Source organism: Paramagnetospirillum marisnigri, from assembly GCF_001650715.1.
Classification (GTDB): Bacteria; Pseudomonadota; Alphaproteobacteria; order Rhodospirillales; family Magnetospirillaceae; genus Phaeospirillum; species Phaeospirillum marisnigri.
Genome location: NZ_LWQT01000052.1, coordinates 1 through 21,590, shown reverse-complemented (window position 1 = coordinate 21,590; position 21,590 = coordinate 1). Strand labels below are relative to the sequence as shown.

Here is a 21,590-nt window from a genome sequence, read left to right as displayed (position 1 = left end):
TAGGGAGAGCGACACCATGGCTGCCAAGTCCAGTGCCAAGGCCACCACCGAGGGCCGGAACTATCGCCGCTACAAGGACGGCGATTCCAAGCCCAATGCCTGGCAGGAAGAGATCTTCAAGGCCGGTTGGTCGCATAAGTGCCCGACCTATGTGCTGCGCACGCCGCCGTGCTCGGGCTCGTGCCCCTCGGGCCACGACATCCGCGGCTGGCTGGATATCGTGCGCGGTGTCGAGAAGCCGCCGGAAGGGATCACCTGGCAAGAATACGCATTCCGCCGCATGACCGAGGCCAACCCCTTCCCCGCCGTCATGGGCCGTGTCTGCCCCGCTCCCTGCGAACAGGGCTGCAATCGCAACATGGTCGAAGAGCATGTGGGCATCAATTCGGTGGAGCACTTCATCGGCGACTGGGCCATCGCCAACAAGCTGAGCTTCCCCAAGCCCGGGACCGAGACCGGCAAGAAGGTGGTGGTAATCGGTGGCGGCCCGGCCGGGCTTTCGGCCGCCTATCACCTGCGCCGCGCCGGTCACGCGGTCACCTTGCTGGAGGAAAAGGCGGAACTGGGCGGCTATGTCCGCTACGGCATTCCCGGCTATCGCACCCCGCGCGAGGTGCTGGATGCCGAGATCAACCGTATCATCGACCTCGGCATCACGGTGCGCACCAAATGCCGGGTCGGCACCGACATCACCGTCTCGGAACTGGAAGACAAGTTCGACGCCATTTTCTGGGGGGTGGGCACCCATTCCGGCCGCGGCCTGCCGGTACCGGGCTGGAAGGACACCGCCAACTGCGTCTCGGGCGTCGCCTTCCTGAAGGCCTTCAACGAGGGTCGCCTGCAGCATGTCCCCGGCCGCATCATTGTGGTCGGCGGCGGAGACACCTCCATCGACGTGGCCTCGGTGGCCCGTCGCCTCGGCCATATCAAGCAGGTCTCGGACCAGGACCGGGTCGACCATGTCATCCTGGGCCAGGTGGCCCACGACGTCGCCGCCTCGGCCTCGCGCGAAGGCGCCGACGTCACCCTGACCTCGCTGTTCCCGGTGGAGAAGATGTTCGCCGCCCAGCGCGAGATCGACGACGCCAAGCGCGAAGGCGTCGACATCAAGGGCGGCATCATGCCGCTGGAGGTGATCAAGGGTGCCGATGGCCGCGCCACCGGATTGAAGCTGTGCCAGTGCACCATGGACGGCATGACGCCCAGCCCCATCGCCGGAACCGAATTTGTGATGGAGGCCGACCTGATCGTCTCGGCCATCGGCCAGAGCGGCGATCTGGCCGACCTGCCCGAGATCGACAACGGCAAGGGCTTCATCAACGCCGACAAGACCATGCGGGTGCCGGGCAAGCCCAAGCATTTCGTCGGCGGCGATATCGTGCGGCCCCATCTGCTGACCACCGCCATCGGCCATGGCCGGGTGGCCGCCGCCGGGATCGGCGAGTTCCTGGACAAGGGCGAGGTGGGCAAGCGGCCCAAGGTGGACGTGCACCATTTCGACCTGCTGGCCAAGCTGCGCGAGGCCAATCTGTCGCCCGCCCCCTATGACGCCGGGGCGACGCGCGGCACCGATAAGTCCAAATTCGCGCTGCATAATTTCGAGAATCGCGGCCCCAACGAGGTCATCCCCCACGAGGACCTGTTCCTGGGCCACTTCCTCCACACGCCGCGCCATCATCGCGAGGAAGTCCATATCCAGGCCGATCAGGTCATCGGCAATTTCTCGGAACGGCTGGTGCCGCTGTCCGACCAGACGGTGGTGGACGAGGCCAAGCGCTGCATGTCCTGCGGCCTGTGCTTCGAATGCGACAACTGCGTGGTGTTCTGCCCGCAAGGGGCGGTGGAGCGGGTCAAGAAGTCCGAGCGCACCACCGGCCGCTATGTGGAAACCGATTATTCCAAATGCATCGGCTGCCACATCTGCCACGATGTCTGCCCCACCGGCTATATCCAGATGGGGCTGGGGGAATAGGGATGCGAAGCATGCAAAATGATCCCCCTCGCCCCCCAAGGGGGGGAGAGGGTTGGGGTGAGGGGGGCTGGATGCGTCCGAAGGCCCTCACCCGGCTCGCTTTGCTCGCCACCCTCTCCCGCCAGCGGGCGAGGGTGATCATTGCCATCCTGCTTGCCCTCCTCACCCTGCCCGCCCTTGCCGCCGAGCCGCCCGCCCCGCCCAAGGCCAAGGCGGGCACCACCTGTATCGAATCGCCCTCGGTGATGCGCCGCGACCATATGGAGATGCTGAAGCACCAGCGCGATGACACCCTGCGCCTTGGCATCCGGGGCGCCAAGGCGTCGCTGAAGGGCTGCGTCGACTGCCATTCCACCACCACCGCCGAAGGGCGCCCGGTGCCGGTCAATGCCGAAGGCCAGTTCTGCCAGTCCTGCCACGCCTATGCCGCCGTCAAGCCCGACTGCTTCGAATGCCACGCCACCACCCCCGCCGTGAAGGAGGCCGCCCGATGACCGCGCTTTCCCGCCGTCAGGTGGTGCTGGCCTCGGGCGCGGTGTTGATCACCGGCCCGGCTCTGGCGCGGTCGCCTGGCGCGCCCGCCAGCCCGGCCAATCGCTGGGGCTTGCTGATCGACACCCGCAAATGCGCCGCCGACTGCACCGTCTGCGTCAGCGCCTGCAAGGCGGAGATGGGGCTGTCCGGCCATGACCGGCCGCTCACCGACGCCCAGTATATCCGCAAGATCGAGGTCAGGGACCCGGTCGGCGGCAAGCTCCATTCCCTGCCGGTGATGTGCCAGCATTGCGCCAAGCCGCCCTGCGTCGATGTCTGTCCCACCGGCGCCTCCATGAAGCGGGCCGACGGCATCGTGCTGGTGGACCGCCATATCTGCATCGGCTGCCGCTACTGCATGATGGCCTGCCCCTACAAGGCCCGCAGCTTCGCCCACGAGGAGCAGACCGGCCAGCAGCCCCATCTGCCGCGCGGCAAGGGCACGGTGGAATCCTGCACGCTCTGCGTTCATCGGGTGGACGAGGGGCGGCTTCCCGCCTGTGTCGAGGCCTGCGCCGCCAAGGCCAAGGGCGCCATGCTGTTCGGCGACCTGAACGATCCCGCCAGCGAGATCGCGCGTCGGGTCGCCTCCGAGGCCACAACGCGGATTCGCGCCGATCTGGGGCTCGACCCCGGCGTGCGCTATCAGGGAATTTGACGCCATGACCGCGAAGACCGTCTATCTGGAAGTACGGCCCTATACCCGAGGCTGGCTGGCGCTGGCGGCGGCCTTGGGCGCGGTGCTGGCCGCCGCCCTGGCTGCCGTCTGGTATATGGAGCATCAGGGCCACTGGGTCACCGGCATGACCAATCAGGTGGTGTGGGGCATGCCCCATGTCTTCGCCGTCTTCCTGATCGTCGCCGCCTCGGGGGCGCTGAACATCGCCTCCATGGGCTCGGTATTCGGGCGCGAGGCCTATCAGCCGCTGGCCCGCATGTCCGGTCTGGTGGCCATGGCCCTGCTGGCCGGGGGGCTGATGGTGCTGGTGCTCGACCTGGGGCGGCCCGACCGCCTGATCGTGGCCATGACCCATTTCAACCTCAAATCCATCTTCACCTGGAACGTGGTGCTGTATTCCGGCTTCTTCGCCGTGGTCGCCGCTTATCTGTGGACCATGATGGACTGGCGCCTGAAGCGCTTCTACAAGCCCGCCGCCCTGGCCGCCTTCCTCTGGCGGCTGGTGCTGACCACCGGCACCGGCTGCATCTTCGGCTTCCTGGTGGCGCGCGAGGCCTATGGCGCCGCCGTGATGGCGCCGCTGTTCATCGCCATGTCCTTCGCCTTTGGCCTGGCCGCCTTCATCCTGGTGCTGCTCTATGCCGCCAAGACCACAAGGCGGCCGCTGGACGAGGCCCTGCTGGGCCGCATGGTGCGGCTGCTGGGGCTGTTCGTCGCCGCCAATCTCTATTTCGTTGCCCTGCATCACCTGACCCAACTCTATTTCGCCGGGCGCGGCGGGGTGGAGGCCTTCATCCTGGCGGGCGGCACCATCCACACCCTGCTGTTCTGGGGCGTCCAGGTGGGATTGGGCGGCGTGTTGCCGCTGGTGATGGCCTTCGGCGGCTGCCGTCATTCGGTGCGCAAGCGCGCCACCATGGCCTCCCTTCTGGTGGTCCTGGGCGGCATGGCCCAGGTCTATGTCCTGATCATCGGCGGCCAGGCCTGGCCGCTGGACCTGTTCCCCGGCATGGAAGTCAGCTCAAGCTTCGCCGATGGTCGCATCCACGCCTATACCCCCACCCTGCCGGAAGTGGTGCTGGGCCTGGGCGGCATGGCCGTGGCCGGACTGATCATCCTGGTCGGAATCAGCGCGCTGCGTCTGCTGCCCGCTGAAATTCGAGATTCGACTCCCAACCGATAAATTGACCGATGTCAAAAAATCTTCATCCCGGAGGCGCCGAAAGTTAACATTTTATTGATATCCGTCACAAAAAAATGCAAACCTATCCCTGGGAATAGCGGGCGTGATGTCACTGCATCTTGGGGGGCAAGGTGAAGAGTTTCAATCTCGCGGTCGACGCACAGCCGTCGCAAAATCATCTCGATGCCATTCGCGCCGCGTTGCGGACTCAGGTTTCGGACATTCTCCGCGCCAATGTCTCGATGTTGTCGGACGTGCCGCCGCATCTGGTCTATGACCATGTCCTGAATACTCCCGAGCTGCTGCACGAGTGTTTCCAGGTCTTCCGCTCGCAGCCCGACCTGTTCAAGCGGGTGGTGATGCGCCCCGACAAGCGTCCGCCCACATCGGACCAGGATGAACTGTGGTGCGGCCGTTCGGTGGATGACGTGGTGCGGCTGGTGGTGCGGGCCTCGGCCAAGCGCTATTTCCGGGCAAGCCTGCCGTCATTGCCGCCCGTGGTCCAGGCCCCCAGGGCCGAGTCGCGGGGCGTGCTGCAACAGACCGCCATCCGCCTGAAGCTGAAGAAAGCACCGCCGCCGCCAGCCCCGGTGATCCAGCCCCCCGCCCCCGCCGACGAGTTGTACGGGGCCTACCGCTCCAACCTGCTCTATGAGTGGCAGGTGCCGCTGATCCCCCATTACGCCCCCATCGACCTGCCCACCGTCACCCGGCTGGGCGCCCGGGTGCTGGACTTCCGCGAACCAGCCCAGTTGAAGATCCTGGCGGAGGAAGGCGTCAGCATCGACGGCCGTCTGCCGCTGGTGCTGGACGATGCCAAACGGCTGGTCGGGCCGGACGGCAATGTGGACCCCCACGTCCTGAAGGACGCCTTCGTCAAGTTGGGTCTGGACGCCATCTTCCCTGACCTGGCCGAGAATGGTGGCCGCCGGGCGGCGGCGCTGATCGGCACCATGGACTTGCGCATTTTTCAAATCTTGCAGCCGGCCTGGAATTACGAGTTGAAGCTGACCGCAGTCTTCCTGTTCACCGCCCTGTCGCGCATGGGGGAAAAGGCCTTCCGTCAGGGATTCGGCGCCACCGGCGCCATCTGGGCGATCCAGAAGCTGGCCAAGCACCTGGAGAGCTGCCGTCCTTGGCCCCGCTCGCTGCCCGGCCTGCGGCAGGCTTGCGAGCGTGCCATCGCCTTCGCTATCGATCTGAACAGCGGCCTGCCCGCCCAGAACGCGGTCAAGACGGCGACGGCGGTCCCCGCTCCCGCCGCCGCGCCACCCGCCCCCAAGGTTCTAGCCAAACCCGGTCCCGTTGGCCCTGCCGGTCCCGCCCGTGCCTCGCGGGCGCCCACGCCCATGGTCTCGGCCCCCTCACGTCGGTAAGTTGGATATGTCACAACCCGCAGGAACCGTTCTTCGCCATTTCCTGTCCTATTCCGGGGTAAAGCTGCCCTTGAAGCTGGTCAGCCCCCTGGAGGACTCCGATCTCGGCCACCGCAATACCTTCATGCGGGCCTATTTCGATCCTGAGGAGCGGTTGGTGGGGTGCGACAAGATGGTCTATGGCGATATCCAATTGTCGCATCGCTACGACTATCACCCCAATGGAATGCTGAAGCGGGCGGAAATCGTGATGGACGATGAACTGACCGTCATGGAGTTCGCCCCGGACGGTGCCCGACTGACCGGCTGAAACTTCAGCGGCAGGGCTTGGCAGGCGGAATCACCGCGAATCCCAGCCGCAGCGGCGGCAGTGTCACCGGTGGCGGATAAGGGAAGGTGGCGTCCGCAAGACCCAAAAGCGGCCCGAAGCGACGCCCCATCTCTTCCAGTCCGGGAAACCAGCCAATACGACCAGCCTGGCCGATTTCCTCCTGGTGATCCAATTCGCGGAATTGGGTGGGGTTATCCATGTTCCAGACCACGACACCACCGCTATCCTGGACGTCTTCATCCGATAGCCACGGCGCCATGAAGGAGTCGGCCTCGGTATAAACCCGGGGACGCCCGGGCAACCGGTAGGAAGCCGTTCCCGCCAGCCACGAATCGGAGACGATCACCGGCACCGGCCCGGGGCAGACCTTGGCCCAGCTTTCCGAGATTGCCGCCGCCACCGCCCGATCGGGAAACCGCGACCACTCGCCTTCCGGCACCTGATTGATCCAACCGCCGAAGATCAGCACGAAGGTGGTCATCATGGCGGCATTCAGCCCCGCCACCCAGACCATGAACCGGCGCAGCCGAGGCCCATCGGGCGCGGCATAGAGATAGCGGAGCAACACAATGGGAAGGGTCGCGAAGAAGGTGGTCGCCCACTCCACCCGCATCTCGCCGCCGGAGATGGCCGACAGCACCACCACCGCCACCGCCGGTCCAAAACTCACCGCCATCAGATAGTGCTCGGCGCTGGAAGCGGGCCGTCCCTGCAGCCGGGGCAACCCCAAAGCCCCCACCATCAACAGCAGCAGCGAGCCACACATGCCGACCATCATGGCCAGATTCGTCAGCGGCGTCAGCAGATGGCGCTCGGCAAAGCCTCGGCTGTCCAGTCCCGCGCTATCGGCCAGATAGGTCAGCGGCGCGAACTCGCTGTCCACCAACCACCCCAGATGGGGCGACGCCACCAGCAGGCACAGTCCGACCCCCAGCCAGACCCAGGGATCGCGGAGCAGCGGCCAGTGCTTGCGGTGGCCGAGGACATGGCCCAGGAAGACCAGGGGCAACAGCAAGATGGTGTATTTCGTCAAGATGCCGATGCCGAGCGCCAGCCCCAAGGCGGGCCAGGCGGCCTTGCGCCGTTCCTCCAGGGCCTCGTAGCCAAAGACGATGGACAGGCACCACGGCAGAAGCAGCAAGACATTGTGATTCAGCGCCGGGATCACATAGCTGAAATAGCCCATCACCGTCAGGGCCGCCACCGCCATCGCCGAGCGCAGCGGCGACACATAGCGAAGCGCGAAGCGATAAACCACCCAGAAGGCCAGCAGGGTCAGGGCCACGCTTTCCAGGTAATAGACCACGTCCAGCGGGCCAAACAGCAGGAACAGCGGCTCGTTCAGCCAACTGATCAAGGGAGGATGCTTGAAATAGCCCAATTCCCATTCCTGACCCCAGTAAAGGATCTGAATGGTGTCGCGATGCAAGGTGGTGCTGACCAGCGACGGCAGCACACCCCAGCCCAGGCCAAAGGCCACGAACAGGACAATCACCGCCCTCCTGGGGAAGGAGGCCGAGCCAAGTGCCTCGGAAGTGACCGGAAACGGTCGCGCCATTATGAATTCCGTATCATGTCGTGAGGCGAGAATAGCCTGACCCGGCCCATCCCGAAAGAACCATGATCATGGGATCAGTCCCTCTTCGCCATCATGGTGCTGGCCGCTCCCAGCCCGGCCCGCCGTCCGGTGGCGAAACATCCGGTCAGCAGATAGCCACCGGTCGGGGCCTCCCAATCCAGCATCTCCCCGGCCACGAACACGCCCGGCATGCCCTTGATCATGAGGTTATGGTCCAGATCCTCGAATTTCACGCCGCCGGCCGTGGAAATGGCCTCGGCCACGGGACGGGGACGCATGAGGGGCAGCGGCAGTGCCTTGATTTCCGATGCCAGGCGCAGGGGATGGTCCATATCCTCCTTGCGCAGCAGTTCGCGCAGCAGCCCCACCGCCACGGGATCCAACCCGGTCACCTTGCGCAAATGGGTGGAAAGCGAGCGAGATCCCCGGGGACGCGAAATGGCGTCCAGCAGACGCTCCTCGCTCCAGTCCGGCATCAGGTCCAGGGTCGGCAGGGCGATGCCGTTGGTGGCGATGGCATCGCGCAGGCTGGCCGACAGGGCATAGACGCAGCCTCCCTCGATGCCGTTGGCACTGATGGTGATCTCGCCGCGCTGGGTGCGGCCGTCAAAGGACAGTTCCACGGTCGGCAATCGGCAGCCCGCGAAGCGCTCGACGAAGCGAGGGCTCCAGTCCAGGTCGAAACCGCAATTGGCGGGAAGCATGGGGGCGACATCCACCCCATGGGCGGCCAGGATACTTTCCCACGAACCATCGGAGCCCAGATGGGGCCAAGACGACCCTCCCAGGGCCAAGACCACCACCTCCGCAGTCGCCGTCACCTCCCCCTTGGGGGTGCGAAACCGCAACCGCCCGTCATCGCTCCACCCCAGCCAGCGATGACGGACATTGAACTCCACCCCAAACTCCCGCAGGCGCTTGATCCAGGCCCGCAGCAGGGGCGCCGCTTTCATCTCCGATGGGAACACCCGACCGGACGAACCGACGAAGGTGTCGATGCCCAGCTCCTTGGCCCAGTTGCGCAGGTCGACGGGGCCGAACTCACCCAGCAGGGATTGGAACAGGCCCGCCCGGGCGCCATAGCGGGGGATGAAACTGCCCAGGGCCTCGGAATGGGTGAGGTTGAGGCCACCCTTGCCCGCCAGCAGGAACTTGCGGCCCGGCGACGGCATGGCATCGAACACCGCCACGGGAAGCCCCCGTTCGGCAAGCACTTCCGCCGCCATCAACCCCGCAGGCCCACCGCCGATGACAATCGCAGCCATGGCTTGATCCTTCCGTGGGCGCCCGATCCCTGCCCTTCAATATAGCAGGCGAACCCCGCCTCGTCGCGTCGGGAAGACGCAAGGCCAGGGAAAACCAAACGCATGACCGGGCAGAAAAAACCCCCGCCGGTTGCCCGGCGGGGGTATGACGGACGCCAACCGGCCTATTCGGCGGCGGGCGGAGCACTTTCGGCACCGGGGATCGCCGGGACCTGGGCACCACCGTCCACTTCCTGCATGTCCTTGTCGCGCTTGGCGGCAATGGCCCGCAGGCGGTTCATCACCGCGCCGGTACCGGCGGGGATCAGACGACCAACGATGACGTTTTCCTTCAGCCCCTGCAGGCTGTCGACCTTGCCGGACACGGCGGCTTCGGTCAGCACGCGGGTGGTCTCCTGGAACGAGGCCGCCGAGATGAAGGAGTGGGTCTGCAACGACGCCTTGGTGATGCCCTGGAGCACCGGAGTGCCCGAGGCGGGGCGGCCCTGCTCGCGGATGGCCTTCGAGTTCTCGATATCGAACTCGACGCGGTCCACCTGCTCGCCCACCAGAAGGGTGGTGTCGCCGGGATCGGTGATCTCGACCTTCTGCAGCATCTGGCGAACGATCACCTCGATGTGCTTGTCGTTGATCTTCACGCCCTGCAGACGATAGACCTCCTGGATCTCGTTGATGAGATACTGGGCCAGGGCTTCCACGCCCAGGACCTTCAGGATGTCGTGCGGCACCGGATTGCCGTCCATCAGCGGATCGCCACGGCGGACATAGTCGCCTTCCTGCACGCTGATATGCTTGCCCTTGGGGATCAGGTATTCCACCGGATCGCCGTCCTCGGGGACCACCATGATCCGGCGCTTGGACTTGTAGTCCTTGCCGAATTCGACGCGGCCGTCGATGTCGGAGATGATGGCGTGGTCCTTGGGCTTGCGCGCCTCGAACAGTTCCGCCACACGCGGCAGACCGCCGGTGATGTCGCGGGTCTTGGACGATTCGCGCGGGATGCGGGCCAGCACGTCACCGGCATTGACCTTGGTGTTGTTCTCCACCGACAGGATGGCGTCCACGCTCATGAAGTAGCGGGCTTCCAGGCCGTTGGCGAGCAACACTTCCTCGCCCTTCTCGTCACGGAGCGTAATGCGCGGACGCAGTTCCGAGCCCCTGGGCTGCTGCTTCCAGTCGATCACCACCTTGCTGGTGATGCCGGTGGCTTCGTCCATGACCTCGCGCATGGACAGACCTTCGGTCAGATCCACGTAATGGGCCACGCCCGAGCGCTCGGTGATGATGGGCAGGGTGTAGGGGTCCCATTCGGCCAGCTTGGTGCCGCGGGTGACCTTCTGGGCCTCGTCCACCAGCAGCTTGGCGCCGTAGGGAACGCGGTGACGGGCACGCTCGCGGTTGTTGTGGTCCAGCAGGGCCACTTCGCAGTTACGGCTCATGACGATGGAGGCGCCCGAGGAGTTCACCACCAGGTTCCGGTTGATCACCTGGACGGTGGAGTCGATGGAAGCCTCGATGGACGACTGCTCGGCACCGCGCTGGGCGGCGCCGCCGATGTGGAAGGTCCGCATGGTGAGCTGGGTGCCCGGCTCGCCGATGGACTGCGCCGCGATGACGCCCACCGCCTCGCCCACATTGACGCGGGTGCCGCGGGCCAGGTCACGGCCGTAGCAGGTGCCGCAAACGCCCTCTTCCGAGTCGCAGGTCAGCACCGACCGGATGACCACGGTCTCGATGCCGGCGGCGTCGATGGCCTCGACCTCCGACTCCTGGATCATCTGCGCCGCCTTGACGAGGACCTCGCCGGTGGCCGGGTTGACGATGTCGCGCGCCGCCGAGCGGCCCAGGATACGTTCGGCCAGCGAAGCGATGACCTCGCCGCCCTCGATCACCGGCGACACGGTCAGGCCGTTGGTGGTGCCGCAATCTTCCTCGTAGATGATAGCGTCCTGGGCCACGTCCACCAGACGACGGGTCAGGTAACCCGAGTTGGCGGTCTTCAGCGCGGTATCGGCCAGACCCTTACGGGCGCCGTGGGTGGAGTTGAAGTACTCCAGCACGGTCAGGCCTTCCTTGAAGTTCGAGATGATCGGCGTCTCGATGATTTCGCCCGAGGGCTTGGCCATCAGGCCGCGCATGCCGGCCAGCTGCTTCATCTGGGCGGCGGAGCCTCGCGCGCCGGAATGGGCCATCATGTAGATGGAGTTGATGGGCTTGCCCGGCAGCAGCGACGAGATCTGCTTCATCATGGCGTCGGCGACGTCGTCGGTGCACTTGGACCAGGCGTCGACCACCTTGTTGTACTTCTCGCCCTGGGTGATCAGGCCGTCCTGGTACTGCTGCTCGTATTCCTTGGCCTTTTCCTCGGTCTCGCCCACCAGGCTTTCCTTTTCCGGCGGGATGACCAGGTCGTCCTTGCCGAAGGAGATGCCCGCCTTGAAGGCGTTGGAATAGCCCAGGCCCATGACGCGGTCGGCGAAAATCACGGTCTCTTTCTGGCCGCAATGGCGATAGACCACGTCGATGACGTTCTGGATTTCCTTCTTGGTCAACAGCCGGTTGATCAGCGAGAACGGCACGTTCTTGTGCTTGGGCAGGATCACCGACAGCATCATGCGGCCGGGGGTGGTGTCCACGATCTGGGTGACCGGGGTGCCCTCGGAATCGACGGTGTTGAAGCGCGCCTTGATCTTCTGGTGCAGCGTGATGGTCTTTTCGGCCAGCGCTTCCTCGATCTCCGCCATGTTGACGAACACCGGCACCTTGAACAGCAGCGCCTTGCCCGCCTTGATGGCCTTGTCGGCATCGTCGGCATTGGGGAACACCAGGGCGGTGCCAGGCTTCTCGATGTTGAACAGGCGCAGCGCGCCGCTCTTCAGACCGGCCTCCAACGCCTCCTTGTTGGGGAGGTTGACGCGGCGATGGGCCGAGACCTCGCGCCGGGCGATGCGGCCCAGCAGAGCGTCCAGATCATTGGTGTCGATCTTGGCGGCCGGATCGGTCGGGCAATAGAACAGCACCGAATTGTTGGCGATGGCACCCTTGAGCTCGTCCAGCGAGCGGATCCGCAGGCTCTGGCCGGGCATTTCGTCCCGTTCCATGGTGATGTAGTAGATACCCAGCACGATATCCTGCGACGGCACGATGATCGGCTTGCCGTTGGCGGGCGACAGGATGTTGTTGGTGGACATCATCAGCACGCGGGCTTCCAGCTGCGCTTCCAGCGACAGCGGAACGTGCACGGCCATCTGGTCGCCGTCGAAGTCGGCGTTGAAGGCGGTGCAGACCAGCGGATGCAGCTGGATGGCCTTGCCCTCGATCAGCACGGGCTCAAAGGCCTGGATGCCGAGGCGGTGCAGGGTCGGCGCGCGGTTCAGCATCACCGGATGCTCGCGGATGACCTCTTCCAGGATGTCCCACACCTCGGGACGTTCCTTTTCCACCATGCGCTTGGCGGCCTTGATGGTGGTGGCCATGCCGTAGAGTTCGAGCTTCGAATAGACGAAGGGCTTGAACAGCTCCAGCGCCATCTTCTTGGGCAGGCCGCACTGGTGCAGCTTCAGCTCGGGGCCGACCACGATGACCGAACGGCCGGAGTAGTCGACGCGCTTGCCCAGCAGGTTCTGACGGAAGCGGCCCTGCTTGCCCTTCAGCATGTCGGACAGCGACTTCAGCGGACGCTTGTTGGCGCCGGTGATGGCGCGGCCACGACGGCCGTTGTCGAACAGGGCGTCCACCGCCTCCTGCAGCATGCGCTTCTCGTTGCGCACGATGATCTCGGGGGCGCGCAGCTCGATGAGGCGCTTCAGACGGTTGTTACGGTTGATGACGCGACGATAGAGGTCGTTGAGGTCGGAGGTGGCGAAGCGGCCACCATCCAGGGGCACCAGCGGACGCAGTTCCGGCGGAATCACCGGAATTACTTCCAGGATCATCCATTCCGGGCGCGAGCCGGATTCCATGAAGGCTTCCACCAGCTTCAGGCGCTTGACCAGCTTCTTGCGCTTGGCTTCCGAGGTGGTTTCCTTGAGGTCGATCTTGAGCTGGGCCTTCTCGGTCTCCAGGTCGATCACCGACAGCATGTCGCGGATGGCCTCGGCGCCGATCTTGGCGGTGAAGGCATCCTCGCCGTATTCGTCCACGGCGCGCATATACTGCTCTTCAGTCAGCAGTTCGCGCAGCTTCAGCGGGGTCAGACCGGGTTCGACCACCACGTAATTCTCGAAATAGAGAATCCGCTCCAGGTCCTTCAGGGTCATGTCGCACAGCAGGCCGATGCGCGAAGGCAGCGACTTCAGGAACCAGATATGGGCGACGGGCGAGGCCAGCTCGATATGGCCCATGCGCTCGCGCCGGACCTTGGCCAGGGTGACCTCGACGCCGCACTTCTCGCAGATGATGCCGCGATACTTCATGCGCTTGTACTTGCCGCACAAGCACTCGTAGTCCTTGATCGGACCGAAGATGCGGGCGCAGAACAGGCCGTCGCGCTCCGGCTTGAAAGTCCGGTAGTTGATGGTCTCGGGCTTCTTGATCTCGCCGAAGGACCACGAGCGGATACGCTCGGGGCTGGCGATGGAGATACGGATCTGGTCGAAGGCCTGGGTGCCGCTCGCCTGACCAAAGATCTTCATAAGTTCGTTCATGTCATACTCCCGTGAGACCTTGCGGGTGCGGCGGGGGGCGTGAAATCCCCCCGCGCCGGGTCCGTATCCTTAGAAGTCGCGCGAAGTCAGCTCGACATTGAGGCCGAGGGACCGCAGTTCCTTGACCAACACGTTGAACGACTCGGGGATGCCTGCCTCGAAGGTGTCGTCGCCGCGCACGATGGCCTCGTAGACCTTGGTGCGGCCGGAAACGTCGTCCGACTTGACCGTCAGCATCTCCTGCAGCGTATAGGCTGCGCCGTAGGCTTCCAGCGCCCACACTTCCATTTCACCGAAGCGCTGGCCGCCGAACTGGGCCTTGCCGCCCAGCGGCTGCTGGGTGACCAGCGAATACGGGCCGATGGAACGGGCGTGGATCTTGTCGTCCACCAGATGGTGCAGCTTCAGCATGTAGATGTAGCCCACGGTGACCTTGCGGTCGAAGGGCTCGCCGGTCCGGCCGTCCACCAGGGTGACCTGACCCGACGAAGACCGGTTGGCCTTGGTCAGCATCTCGACGATATCGCTCTCGCGGGCACCGTCGAACACCGGCGTCGCGATGGGCACGCCGTGGTTCAGGTTGGTGGCCAGCTCGATGACCTCGTCGTCGGACAGTTCCGAAATGTCCTCGGCATAGGTCTCGTCGCCATAGACGAATTTCAGCTTGGCCCGAAGGTCGTCCAGGGTGGCGGTGTTGCGCTTGTACTGGTCCAACATGCCGCCGATCTGCTGGCCCAATCCGGCGCAGGCCCAACCCAGATGGGTTTCAAGGATCTGCCCCACATTCATGCGCGACGGCACGCCCAGCGGGTTCAGCACGATGTCCACCTGCTGACCGTCTTCCAGATAAGGCATGTCTTCCAGCGGAACGATGCGCGAGATGACGCCCTTGTTGCCGTGACGACCGGCCATCTTGTCGCCGGGCTGCAGCTTGCGCTTCACCGCCACGAACACCTTGACCATCTTCATCACGCCGGGCGGCAGTTCGTCGCCGCGCTGCAGCTTCTCGACCTTGTTCTCGAACCGCTCCTGCAGCTTGTCCACCTGGGCGTCGAAGGCGCGCTTCAGCGCCTCGGCATCGGCCATGACGGCATCGTCGTCGATGGCGATGTTGCGCCAGGCGCTGGGGTGCAGTTCGTCCATGTTGGCGTCGGCCAGCACGGTCCCGGCCTTGAGGCCCTTGGGTCCGGACACGACCTTCTTGCCCAGCAGCAGGGCCTTCAGACGGGCGAAGAACGAGCGTTCCAGGATGTGGCGTTCGTCGTCGCGGTCCTTGGCCAGACGCTCGATTTCCGCCCGCTCGATGGCCAGCGCGCGCTCGTCCTTCTCGACGCCGCGACGCGAGAACACCCGCACCTCGACGATGGTGCCCGACACGCCCGGCGGCAGACGCAGCGAGGTGTCACGCACATCCGAGGCCTTCTCGCCGAAGATGGCGCGCAGCAGCTTCTCTTCCGGGGTCATGGGCGATTCACCCTTGGGGGTGACCTTGCCCACCAGGATGTCGCCCGGCTTGACCTCGGCGCCGATATAGACGATGCCGGCCTCGTCCAGGTTCTTCAGGGCCTCTTCACCCACATTGGGGATGTCGCGGGTGATTTCTTCCTGGCCCAGCTTGGTATCGCGGGCCATGACCTCGAATTCCTCGATATGGATCGAGGTGAACACGTCGTCGCGGACGATGCGTTCGGAGATCAGGATGGAGTCCTCGAAGTTGTAGCCGTTCCAGGGCATGAACGCGACCAGCACGTTGCGGCCCAGGGCCAGTTCGCCCAACTGGGTCGAGGGACCATCGGCGATGATGTCGCCCTTCTTGATCAGATCGCCCACCTTCACCAGCGGACGCTGGGTGATGCAGGTGTTCTGGTTGGAGCGCTGGAACTTCAGCAGGTTGTAGATGTCGACGCCCGAGGCCGAGGCCTGGGTTTCCTCGGTGGCGCGGATGACGATACGGGTGGCGTCCACCTGATCGACCACGCCGGTCCGCTTGGCGGTGATGGCGGCGCCGGAGTCACGCGCCACCGCCTGCTCCATGCCGGTGCCCACCAGGGGGGCTTCGGCGCGGATCAGCGGCACGGCCTGACGCTGCATGTTCGAGCCCATCAGGGCGCGGTTGGCGTCGTCGTTTTCCAGAAACGGAATCAGGGCGGCGGCCACCGAGACCAACTGCTTCGGCGACACGTCGATCATGTTGATTTCGCTGGGGGCCACCATGACGAACTCACCGGCCTGACGGCAGGAGACCAGGTCATGGACGAAGCGGCCCTCGGCATCCAGTTCGGAATTGGCCTGGGCGACGGTGTAGCGGCCTTCCTCCATGGCGGAGAGATAGACCACGTCCGAGCTGACCACGCCGTCCTTGACCTTGCGGTAGGGCGCCTCGATGAAGCCGTACTGGTTGACGCGGGCATAGGTGGCCAGCGAGTTGATCAGACCGATATTCGGACCTTCGGGGGTCTCGATCGGGCAGATGCGGCCGTAATGGGTCGGGTGCACGTCGCGCACCTCGAAACCGGCGCGCTCACGGGTCAGACCGCCCGGCCCGAGGGCCGACAGACGCCGCTTGTGGGTGATTTCCGACAGCGGGTTGGTCTGGTCCATGAACTGCGACAGCTGCGAGCTGCCGAAGAACTCGCGCACGGCCGCGGCCGCAGGCTTGGCGTTGATCAGGTCGTGCGGCATCACCGAGTCGATGTCCACGCTGGACATGCGCTCGCGGATGGCGCGCTCCATGCGCAGCAGGCCGACACGGTACTGGTTTTCCATCAGCTCGCCCACCGAGCGGACGCGGCGGTTGCCCAGATGGTCGATGTCGTCGATCTCGCCCTTGCCGTCCTTGAGCTCGACCAGCACCTTGATCACGCCCAGGATGTCTTCCTTGCGCAGAACGCGCACGGTGTCGGCAACCTCGGGGGTGTTGAGGCGCGAGTTCATCTTGACCCGGCCCACGGCCGACAGGTCATAGCGCTCGCTGTCGAAGAACAGGCCGTTGAACAGAGCCTCGGCGGTTTCCAGGGTCGGGGGCTCGCCCGGACGCATGACGCGATAGATGTCGATCAGCGCTTCCTCGCGGGACGAATTCTTGTCCACCGCCAGGGTGTTGCGCATATAGGGGCCGACATTGATATGGTCGATGGCCAGCACCGGCAATTCGGTGATGCCCGCCTTCTCCAGCTCGGCCACCAGGGCATTGGTCAGCTCGTCACCGGCCTCGGTGAAGATTTCGCCGGTCAGCTCGTTGATGATGTCCTCGGCCACGTACTGGCCGATCATGTCCTCGGGCGCCACCAGGATGTCGGTCAGACCGGCTTCCTTCAGCTTCTTGCCCAGGCGCGGCGTCATCTTGGTGCCGGCATCGGCCACCTTCTCGCCGGTCTTGGCGTCGATCAGGTCATAGACCAGCTTGACGCCCTTCATGCGGTCGGTATCGAACGGGGTCTTCCACCCCTTGGGGCCACGGGTATAGGTGACCTTGCCGTAGAAATAGGACAGAATCTCTTCCGAGGTCATGCCGCGAATCTCGGACTGCTCCAGGCCGCGGCCATCGGCGGCGCGGGTCTTGCGGAGAGCGGCGGTGACGGCACCGTCCAGGGCGTAGAGCAGGGTGGTCACCGGCAGCTTGCGGCGACGGTCGATGCGCACATAGACCAGGTCCTTGGCATCGAACTCGAAGTCCAGCCACGAACCGCGATAGGGGATGACGCGCGCCGCGAACAGATACTTGCCCGAGGAATGGGTCTTGCCCTTGTCGTGATCGAAGAACACGCCGGGAGAGCGGTGCATCTGGGAAACGATGACGCGCTCGGTGCCGTTGATGACGAAGGTGCCATTGGAGGTCATCAGGGGCATGTCGCCCATATAGACGTCCTGCTCCTTGATGTCGCGGATGGAGCGAGAGCCGGTATCCTCGTCGATGTCCCACACCACCAGGCGCAGGGTCACCTTGAGGGGGGCGGCGAAGGTCATGCCGCGCTGCTGGCATTCCTCGACGTCATATTTGGGCTGCTCAAGCTCGTAGCGGACGAATTCCAGGGTTCCCCGCTCGGAGAAGTCCTTGATCGGGAAGACGGACTTGAAGACCTCTTGCAGGCCGACATTGGCGCGGCTTTCCGGCGCGACATCCATCTGCAGGAAATGATCGTAGGAGCTCTTTTGCACCTCGATCAGATTCGGCATCGGCGCAACGGTGGGAATCCGCCCGAAGCTTTTGCGCACACGCTTGCGACCCGTATAGGATTTAGCCATTGCCGCTCCTCGTCCTCATCTTGCGGGAAGTCCCGCATCCTCGTCCGTCCCCGGTTGCAACCGGGATGCCTCATCGAGGCAGCCACCCTTTCGGGTGGTAATTCCCCACCTGAATGGCGGGGCCGATAAAAGCGCCAGAAGGCCGGGAAGCGAGAAATCCGCATCCCGGCCCCTGGTCAATACGCCAAAAGGCGATCTTACTTGATCTGGACCTTGGCGCCGGCCTCTTCCAGAACTTTCTTGATCTTCTCGGCTTCGTCCTTGGACGCGCCTTCCTTGACGGCCTTCGGAGCGGCTTCCACCAGATCCTTGGCTTCCTTCAGGCCCAGGCCGGTGATGGCGCGGACTTCCTTAATGACGTTGATCTTCTTCTCGCCGGCATCGGCGAGGATCACGTCGAACTCGGTCTTCTCTTCGGCAGCCGGAGCAGCGGCACCGGCGGCCACGGCGGCCACGGCCACCGGAGCGGCGGCGGAAACGCCCCACTTCTCTTCCAACATCTTGGACAGCTCGGCGGCTTCCAGAACGGTCAGGGCCGACAGATCGTCAACCAGCTTGGCAAGATCAGCCATTTAAACAACTCCTAGTATCTAAAGCTTGAAGCTTGGGTATTGCAGGGAAAAATCTCACGCAGCGTCCTTGTCCGCCTTGGCCTTCAGGACCCGGGCCAACTGGCCTGCGGGCGCCTGGAGCACACCGGCGATCCGGGTAGCCGGAGTCGAGATCATGCCGATCAGGCGGCCACGCAGCTCGTCGAGCGACGGCAGGGTGGCGAGCGCCTTCACGCCGTCGACATCCAGACGATTGCCGCCCAGCGATCCACCCAGGATCACCAGCTTGTCATTCGTCTTGGAGAATTCGGCGGCGACCTTGGCGGCGGCGACCGGATCGCGCGAAACGGCGATGGCGGTCGGGCCGACGAACAGGTCAGCGAGGTTCTCGAACTCGGTACCAGCAAGGGCAAGCTTGGTGAGACGGTTCTTGGTCACCTTGAAGCTGGCTCCGGCCGCGCGCATCTTGACGCGGAGATTGGTCATCTCGGCCACCGTCAGACCCTTGTAGTGGGTGACGATGACGAGACCGACGTCTCCGAGCTTTTCATGCAGCGACCCGACCCAATCTGCTTTCTGTGTCCGGTCCACTTTCGTCTCCAAACATAGAGCCGAAGCCCACGCCAGGGACAGTCCCCGACGAAAACCCCGGTCCATTGCCCATGGCCCCATCGGATGACGACGCCATCCCTCGGGGCCGGTGGCCTGTCCCAGAAGCTTCAAGCCGTGTTCCGCGCGGCCCTTTGTGGGGCTGGACGGAATCGTTCTTTTACCTCTGTCTCGGTAGGCGGGAGCTCCCATCAAGCCTTGAAGCGGCACGCCACTCCTTGGCACCTACGGTCTCGGACAGGTGCGGACCCATCCCCTTTTGGAGAGGAAGGGCCCTGCTCCCCTCCCCGTTTGACCGGGGAGGGAAATTCAGTCTTCCCGCGACGCCCTTAGGCGCCGATGGAAGCGACGTCCAGCTTCAGGCCGGGGCCCATGGTGGACGACAGCGACACCTTCTTCAGATAGGTGCCCTTGGCGCCCTGGGGCTTGGCCTTGTTGATGGCGTCGACGAACGCCTTGACGTTGTCGGCCAGCTTCTCTTCCGAGAACGAGGCCTTGCCGATGCCCGCATGCACGATACCGGCCTTCTCGACGCGGAACTGCACCTGACCGGCCTTGGCGGCGCGGACGGCTTCGGCGACGTTGGGGGTGACTGTGCCCAGCTTCGGGTTCGGCATCAGGCCGCGCGGGCCGAGAACCTTACCGAGACGGCCCACCAGGCCCATCATGTCCGGGGTGGCGATGCAGCGGTCGAAGTCCATCTTGCCGCCGTTGACGATCTCGAACAGATCCTGCTCGCCGACGATGTCGGCGCCAGCCTTGCGGGCCTCCTCGGCCTTGTCGCCCTTGGCGAACACGGCGACGCGCACGGTCTTGCCGGTGCCGTGGGGCAGTTCCACCACGCCACGGACCATCTGGTCGGCGTGACGGGGATCGACGCCCAGGATCATGGCGATCTCGATGGTCTCGTCGAACTTGGCCACGGCGCGCGACTTGATGGTCTGCACGGCGTCGGTCAGGTTGTAGAACTTGTCGCGGTCGATGCCTTCATAGGCCGCCTTGAGGCGCTTTCCGATAGCCATGGGATTACTCCACCACCTTGAGGCCCATGGAACGGGCGGAACCGACGATCATGCTGCTGGCAGCTTCGACGTCATTGGCGTTGAGGTCGACCATCTTCTTCTCGGCGATCTCACGGATCTGAGCCATGGTGACCTCTCCGACCGTGCCCTTGCCGGGGGTGGTGGTGCCCTTCTGGATGCCAGCGGCCTTCTTCAGGAAGTAGGTCACCGGAGGGGTCTTGGTCACGAAGGTGAAGGTACGATCCGAATAGGCGGTGATCACCACCGGAATCGGCATGCCGGGCTCCAGGCTCTGGGTCTGGGCGTTGAAGGCCTTGCAGAATTCCATGATGTTCAGGCCGCGCTGGCCCAGGGCCGGGCCGATGGGCGGCGAGGGATTGGCCTTGCCGGCCGGGACCTGGAGCTTGACGTAGCCCACGATTTTCTTTGCCATCTTACAATCCTCTGTCAGTCGTCAGAGTTGGCGGTACGGCCAATGGCTGGCCTTCCGCCGACGAACCCGCATGAAGACATCCCCATGCGGAAAGCGAAAACACCCCCACGCCGCCCCGCCAGCACTGGCGGAGCGGCGTGGGGACGCGAAACTCAAACTTTCTCGACCTGCGAGTATTCCAGCTCCACCGGAGTGGACCGCCCGAAGATCGAAACCGCCACCTTGAGGCGGGCCTTTTCCTCGTCGACTTCCTCGACGAGGCCGTTGAACGAGGTGAAGGGACCATCGCACACCCGCACCTGCTCGCCCACCTCGAAGATGATGGAGGGCTTGGGGCGCTCGACGCCTTCCTGGACCTGCTTGATGATCCGTTCGGCCTCGGACTCGGTGATCGGCACGGGGCGGCCCTTGCCGCCCAGGAAGCCGGTCACCTTCGGCGTATTCTTGACCAGATGCCAGGTATCGTCGGTCAGCACCATCTTCACCAGGACATAGCCCGGGAAGAACTTGCGCTCGGCGTTCACCTTGGCGCCACGGCGAACCTCGACCACCTCTTCGGTGGGAACCAGAACCTGCTCGAACAGTTCGGCCATGCCCTTCTGTTCCGCCTGTTCGCGGATCGACTGGGCGACCTTCTTCTCGAAGCCTGAATAGACGTGAATCACGTACCAGCGGGCGGTGGCCATTTTGCCGTCAGCCTCCCAGGCCGAAAATGAGCTTAACGCTCCAAGCGAAAATCTGGTCGACGACCAGGAAGAACACAGCGGAAAGCATCACCATCACGAACACCATGGCGGTGGAGATGGAGGTTTCGCGCCGAGTGGGCCAAGTGACCTTGGCGACTTCCTGGCGGACCTGCTTGAAGAAAAGAGCCGGAGACGTCTTTGCCATATTCTCTACTGTCAAACTTGCGTCCAACCTGAGGCTAGGCCGAACGACTTGGCAGGAGTGGAGGGGCTCGAACCCCCAACCCCCGGTTTTGGAGACCGGTGCTCTACCAGTTGAGCTACACTCCTGCAGCCGTCACCGGTCCCCGATCAGGGGACCGGCATTCGGGCCCGGCGAGACCGAAGCCACGCCTTATACAGCTACTCGACGATCTTGGCAACCACGCCGGCGCCGACGGTCCGGCCACCCTCACGGATGGCGAAACGCAGGCCTTCGT

General features: G+C 64.4%; 17 protein-coding genes and 1 tRNA gene. 6 read left to right on the top strand and 12 right to left on the bottom strand.

The window, feature by feature from the left end; genetic code table 11:
* Positions 1–16: 16 nt before the first annotated feature.
* The 6 genes from A6A04_RS09355 to A6A04_RS09330 all read left to right on the top strand — a co-directional run bounded on the left by A6A04_RS09355 (position 17) and on the right by A6A04_RS09330 (position 6,054).
* Positions 17–1,972, top strand: a complete 1,956-nt coding sequence (locus A6A04_RS09355; RefSeq protein WP_068492201.1) for an NAD(P)-binding protein — start codon at positions 17–19, stop codon at positions 1,970–1,972.
* Between the two features lie 71 nt (positions 1,973–2,043).
* Positions 2,044–2,466 (top strand): cytochrome c3 family protein, encoded by a 423-nt coding sequence (locus A6A04_RS09350; protein WP_245651147.1) that lies wholly within the window; start codon positions 2,044–2,046, stop codon positions 2,464–2,466.
* Positions 2,463–3,164, top strand: coding sequence for a sulfate reduction electron transfer complex DsrMKJOP subunit DsrO (dsrO, locus tag A6A04_RS09345; RefSeq protein ID WP_068492199.1), 702 nt, complete (start codon positions 2,463–2,465; stop codon positions 3,162–3,164). Before A6A04_RS09350 ends, dsrO begins: the two co-directional genes overlap by 4 nt.
* A gap of 4 nt (positions 3,165–3,168) precedes the next feature.
* Positions 3,169–4,368: an NrfD/PsrC family molybdoenzyme membrane anchor subunit gene (nrfD, locus tag A6A04_RS09340; RefSeq protein ID WP_068492197.1), complete on the top strand. Its 1,200-nt coding sequence runs from the start codon at positions 3,169–3,171 to the stop codon at positions 4,366–4,368.
* 131 nt (positions 4,369–4,499) lie between these two features.
* The gene (locus A6A04_RS09335) at positions 4,500–5,744 is read left to right on the top strand and encodes a hypothetical protein (RefSeq protein ID WP_068492232.1); all 1,245 of its coding nucleotides are present in this window, start codon (positions 4,500–4,502) and stop codon (positions 5,742–5,744) included.
* 7 nt (positions 5,745–5,751) lie between these two features.
* On the top strand, positions 5,752–6,054 hold the full coding sequence (locus tag A6A04_RS09330; protein ID WP_068492231.1) for a DUF6156 family protein: 303 nt from the start codon (positions 5,752–5,754) through the stop codon (positions 6,052–6,054).
* A 4-nt stretch (positions 6,055–6,058) separates the two neighbouring features.
* On the opposite strand, the gene A6A04_RS09325 is transcribed toward A6A04_RS09330, so the two are convergent.
* The 12 genes from A6A04_RS09325 to A6A04_RS21620 form a co-directional block, all read right to left on the bottom strand.
* Positions 6,059–7,633: a glycosyltransferase family 39 protein gene (locus tag A6A04_RS09325; RefSeq protein ID WP_245651146.1), complete on the bottom strand. Its 1,575-nt coding sequence runs from the start codon at positions 7,631–7,633 to the stop codon at positions 6,059–6,061.
* Positions 7,634–7,707: 74 nt separating this feature from the next.
* Complete coding sequence (locus A6A04_RS09320; RefSeq protein WP_068492193.1) at positions 7,708–8,919, bottom strand: TIGR03862 family flavoprotein; 1,212 nt, start codon at positions 8,917–8,919, stop codon at positions 7,708–7,710.
* Positions 8,920–9,083: 164 nt separating this feature from the next.
* Positions 9,084–13,565, bottom strand: coding sequence for a DNA-directed RNA polymerase subunit beta' (locus A6A04_RS09315; RefSeq protein WP_068492192.1), 4,482 nt, complete (start codon positions 13,563–13,565; stop codon positions 9,084–9,086).
* Between the two features lie 69 nt (positions 13,566–13,634).
* Positions 13,635–17,810, bottom strand: a complete 4,176-nt coding sequence (gene rpoB, locus A6A04_RS09310; RefSeq protein WP_068492190.1) for a DNA-directed RNA polymerase subunit beta — start codon at positions 17,808–17,810, stop codon at positions 13,635–13,637.
* 197 nt (positions 17,811–18,007) lie between these two features.
* Positions 18,008–18,382: a 50S ribosomal protein L7/L12 gene (gene rplL, locus A6A04_RS09305; RefSeq protein WP_068492188.1), complete on the bottom strand. Its 375-nt coding sequence runs from the start codon at positions 18,380–18,382 to the stop codon at positions 18,008–18,010.
* 54 nt (positions 18,383–18,436) lie between these two features.
* A complete protein-coding gene (rplJ, locus tag A6A04_RS09300) occupies positions 18,437–18,952 on the bottom strand; it encodes a 50S ribosomal protein L10 (RefSeq protein ID WP_068492186.1) in 516 nt (171 codons plus the stop codon).
* A 347-nt stretch (positions 18,953–19,299) separates the two neighbouring features.
* Positions 19,300–19,992: a 50S ribosomal protein L1 gene (gene rplA / locus A6A04_RS09295; protein WP_068492183.1), complete on the bottom strand. Its 693-nt coding sequence runs from the start codon at positions 19,990–19,992 to the stop codon at positions 19,300–19,302.
* Positions 19,993–19,996: 4 nt separating this feature from the next.
* Entirely contained in the window at positions 19,997–20,425 is a 429-nt protein-coding gene (gene rplK / locus A6A04_RS09290; protein WP_068492182.1) for a 50S ribosomal protein L11, read from the bottom strand.
* A gap of 152 nt (positions 20,426–20,577) precedes the next feature.
* On the bottom strand, positions 20,578–21,111 hold the full coding sequence (nusG, locus tag A6A04_RS09285; RefSeq protein ID WP_068492180.1) for a transcription termination/antitermination protein NusG: 534 nt from the start codon (positions 21,109–21,111) through the stop codon (positions 20,578–20,580).
* 7 nt (positions 21,112–21,118) lie between these two features.
* Positions 21,119–21,316: a preprotein translocase subunit SecE gene (gene secE, locus A6A04_RS09280; RefSeq protein ID WP_068492178.1), complete on the bottom strand. Its 198-nt coding sequence runs from the start codon at positions 21,314–21,316 to the stop codon at positions 21,119–21,121.
* Between the two features lie 49 nt (positions 21,317–21,365).
* Positions 21,366–21,441 (bottom strand) — tRNA-Trp (locus A6A04_RS09275).
* A 72-nt stretch (positions 21,442–21,513) separates the two neighbouring features.
* Positions 21,514–21,590: EF-Tu C-terminal domain-related protein (locus tag A6A04_RS21620; RefSeq protein ID WP_211104280.1), on the bottom strand; the 77-nt coding region annotated here is incomplete at its 5' end.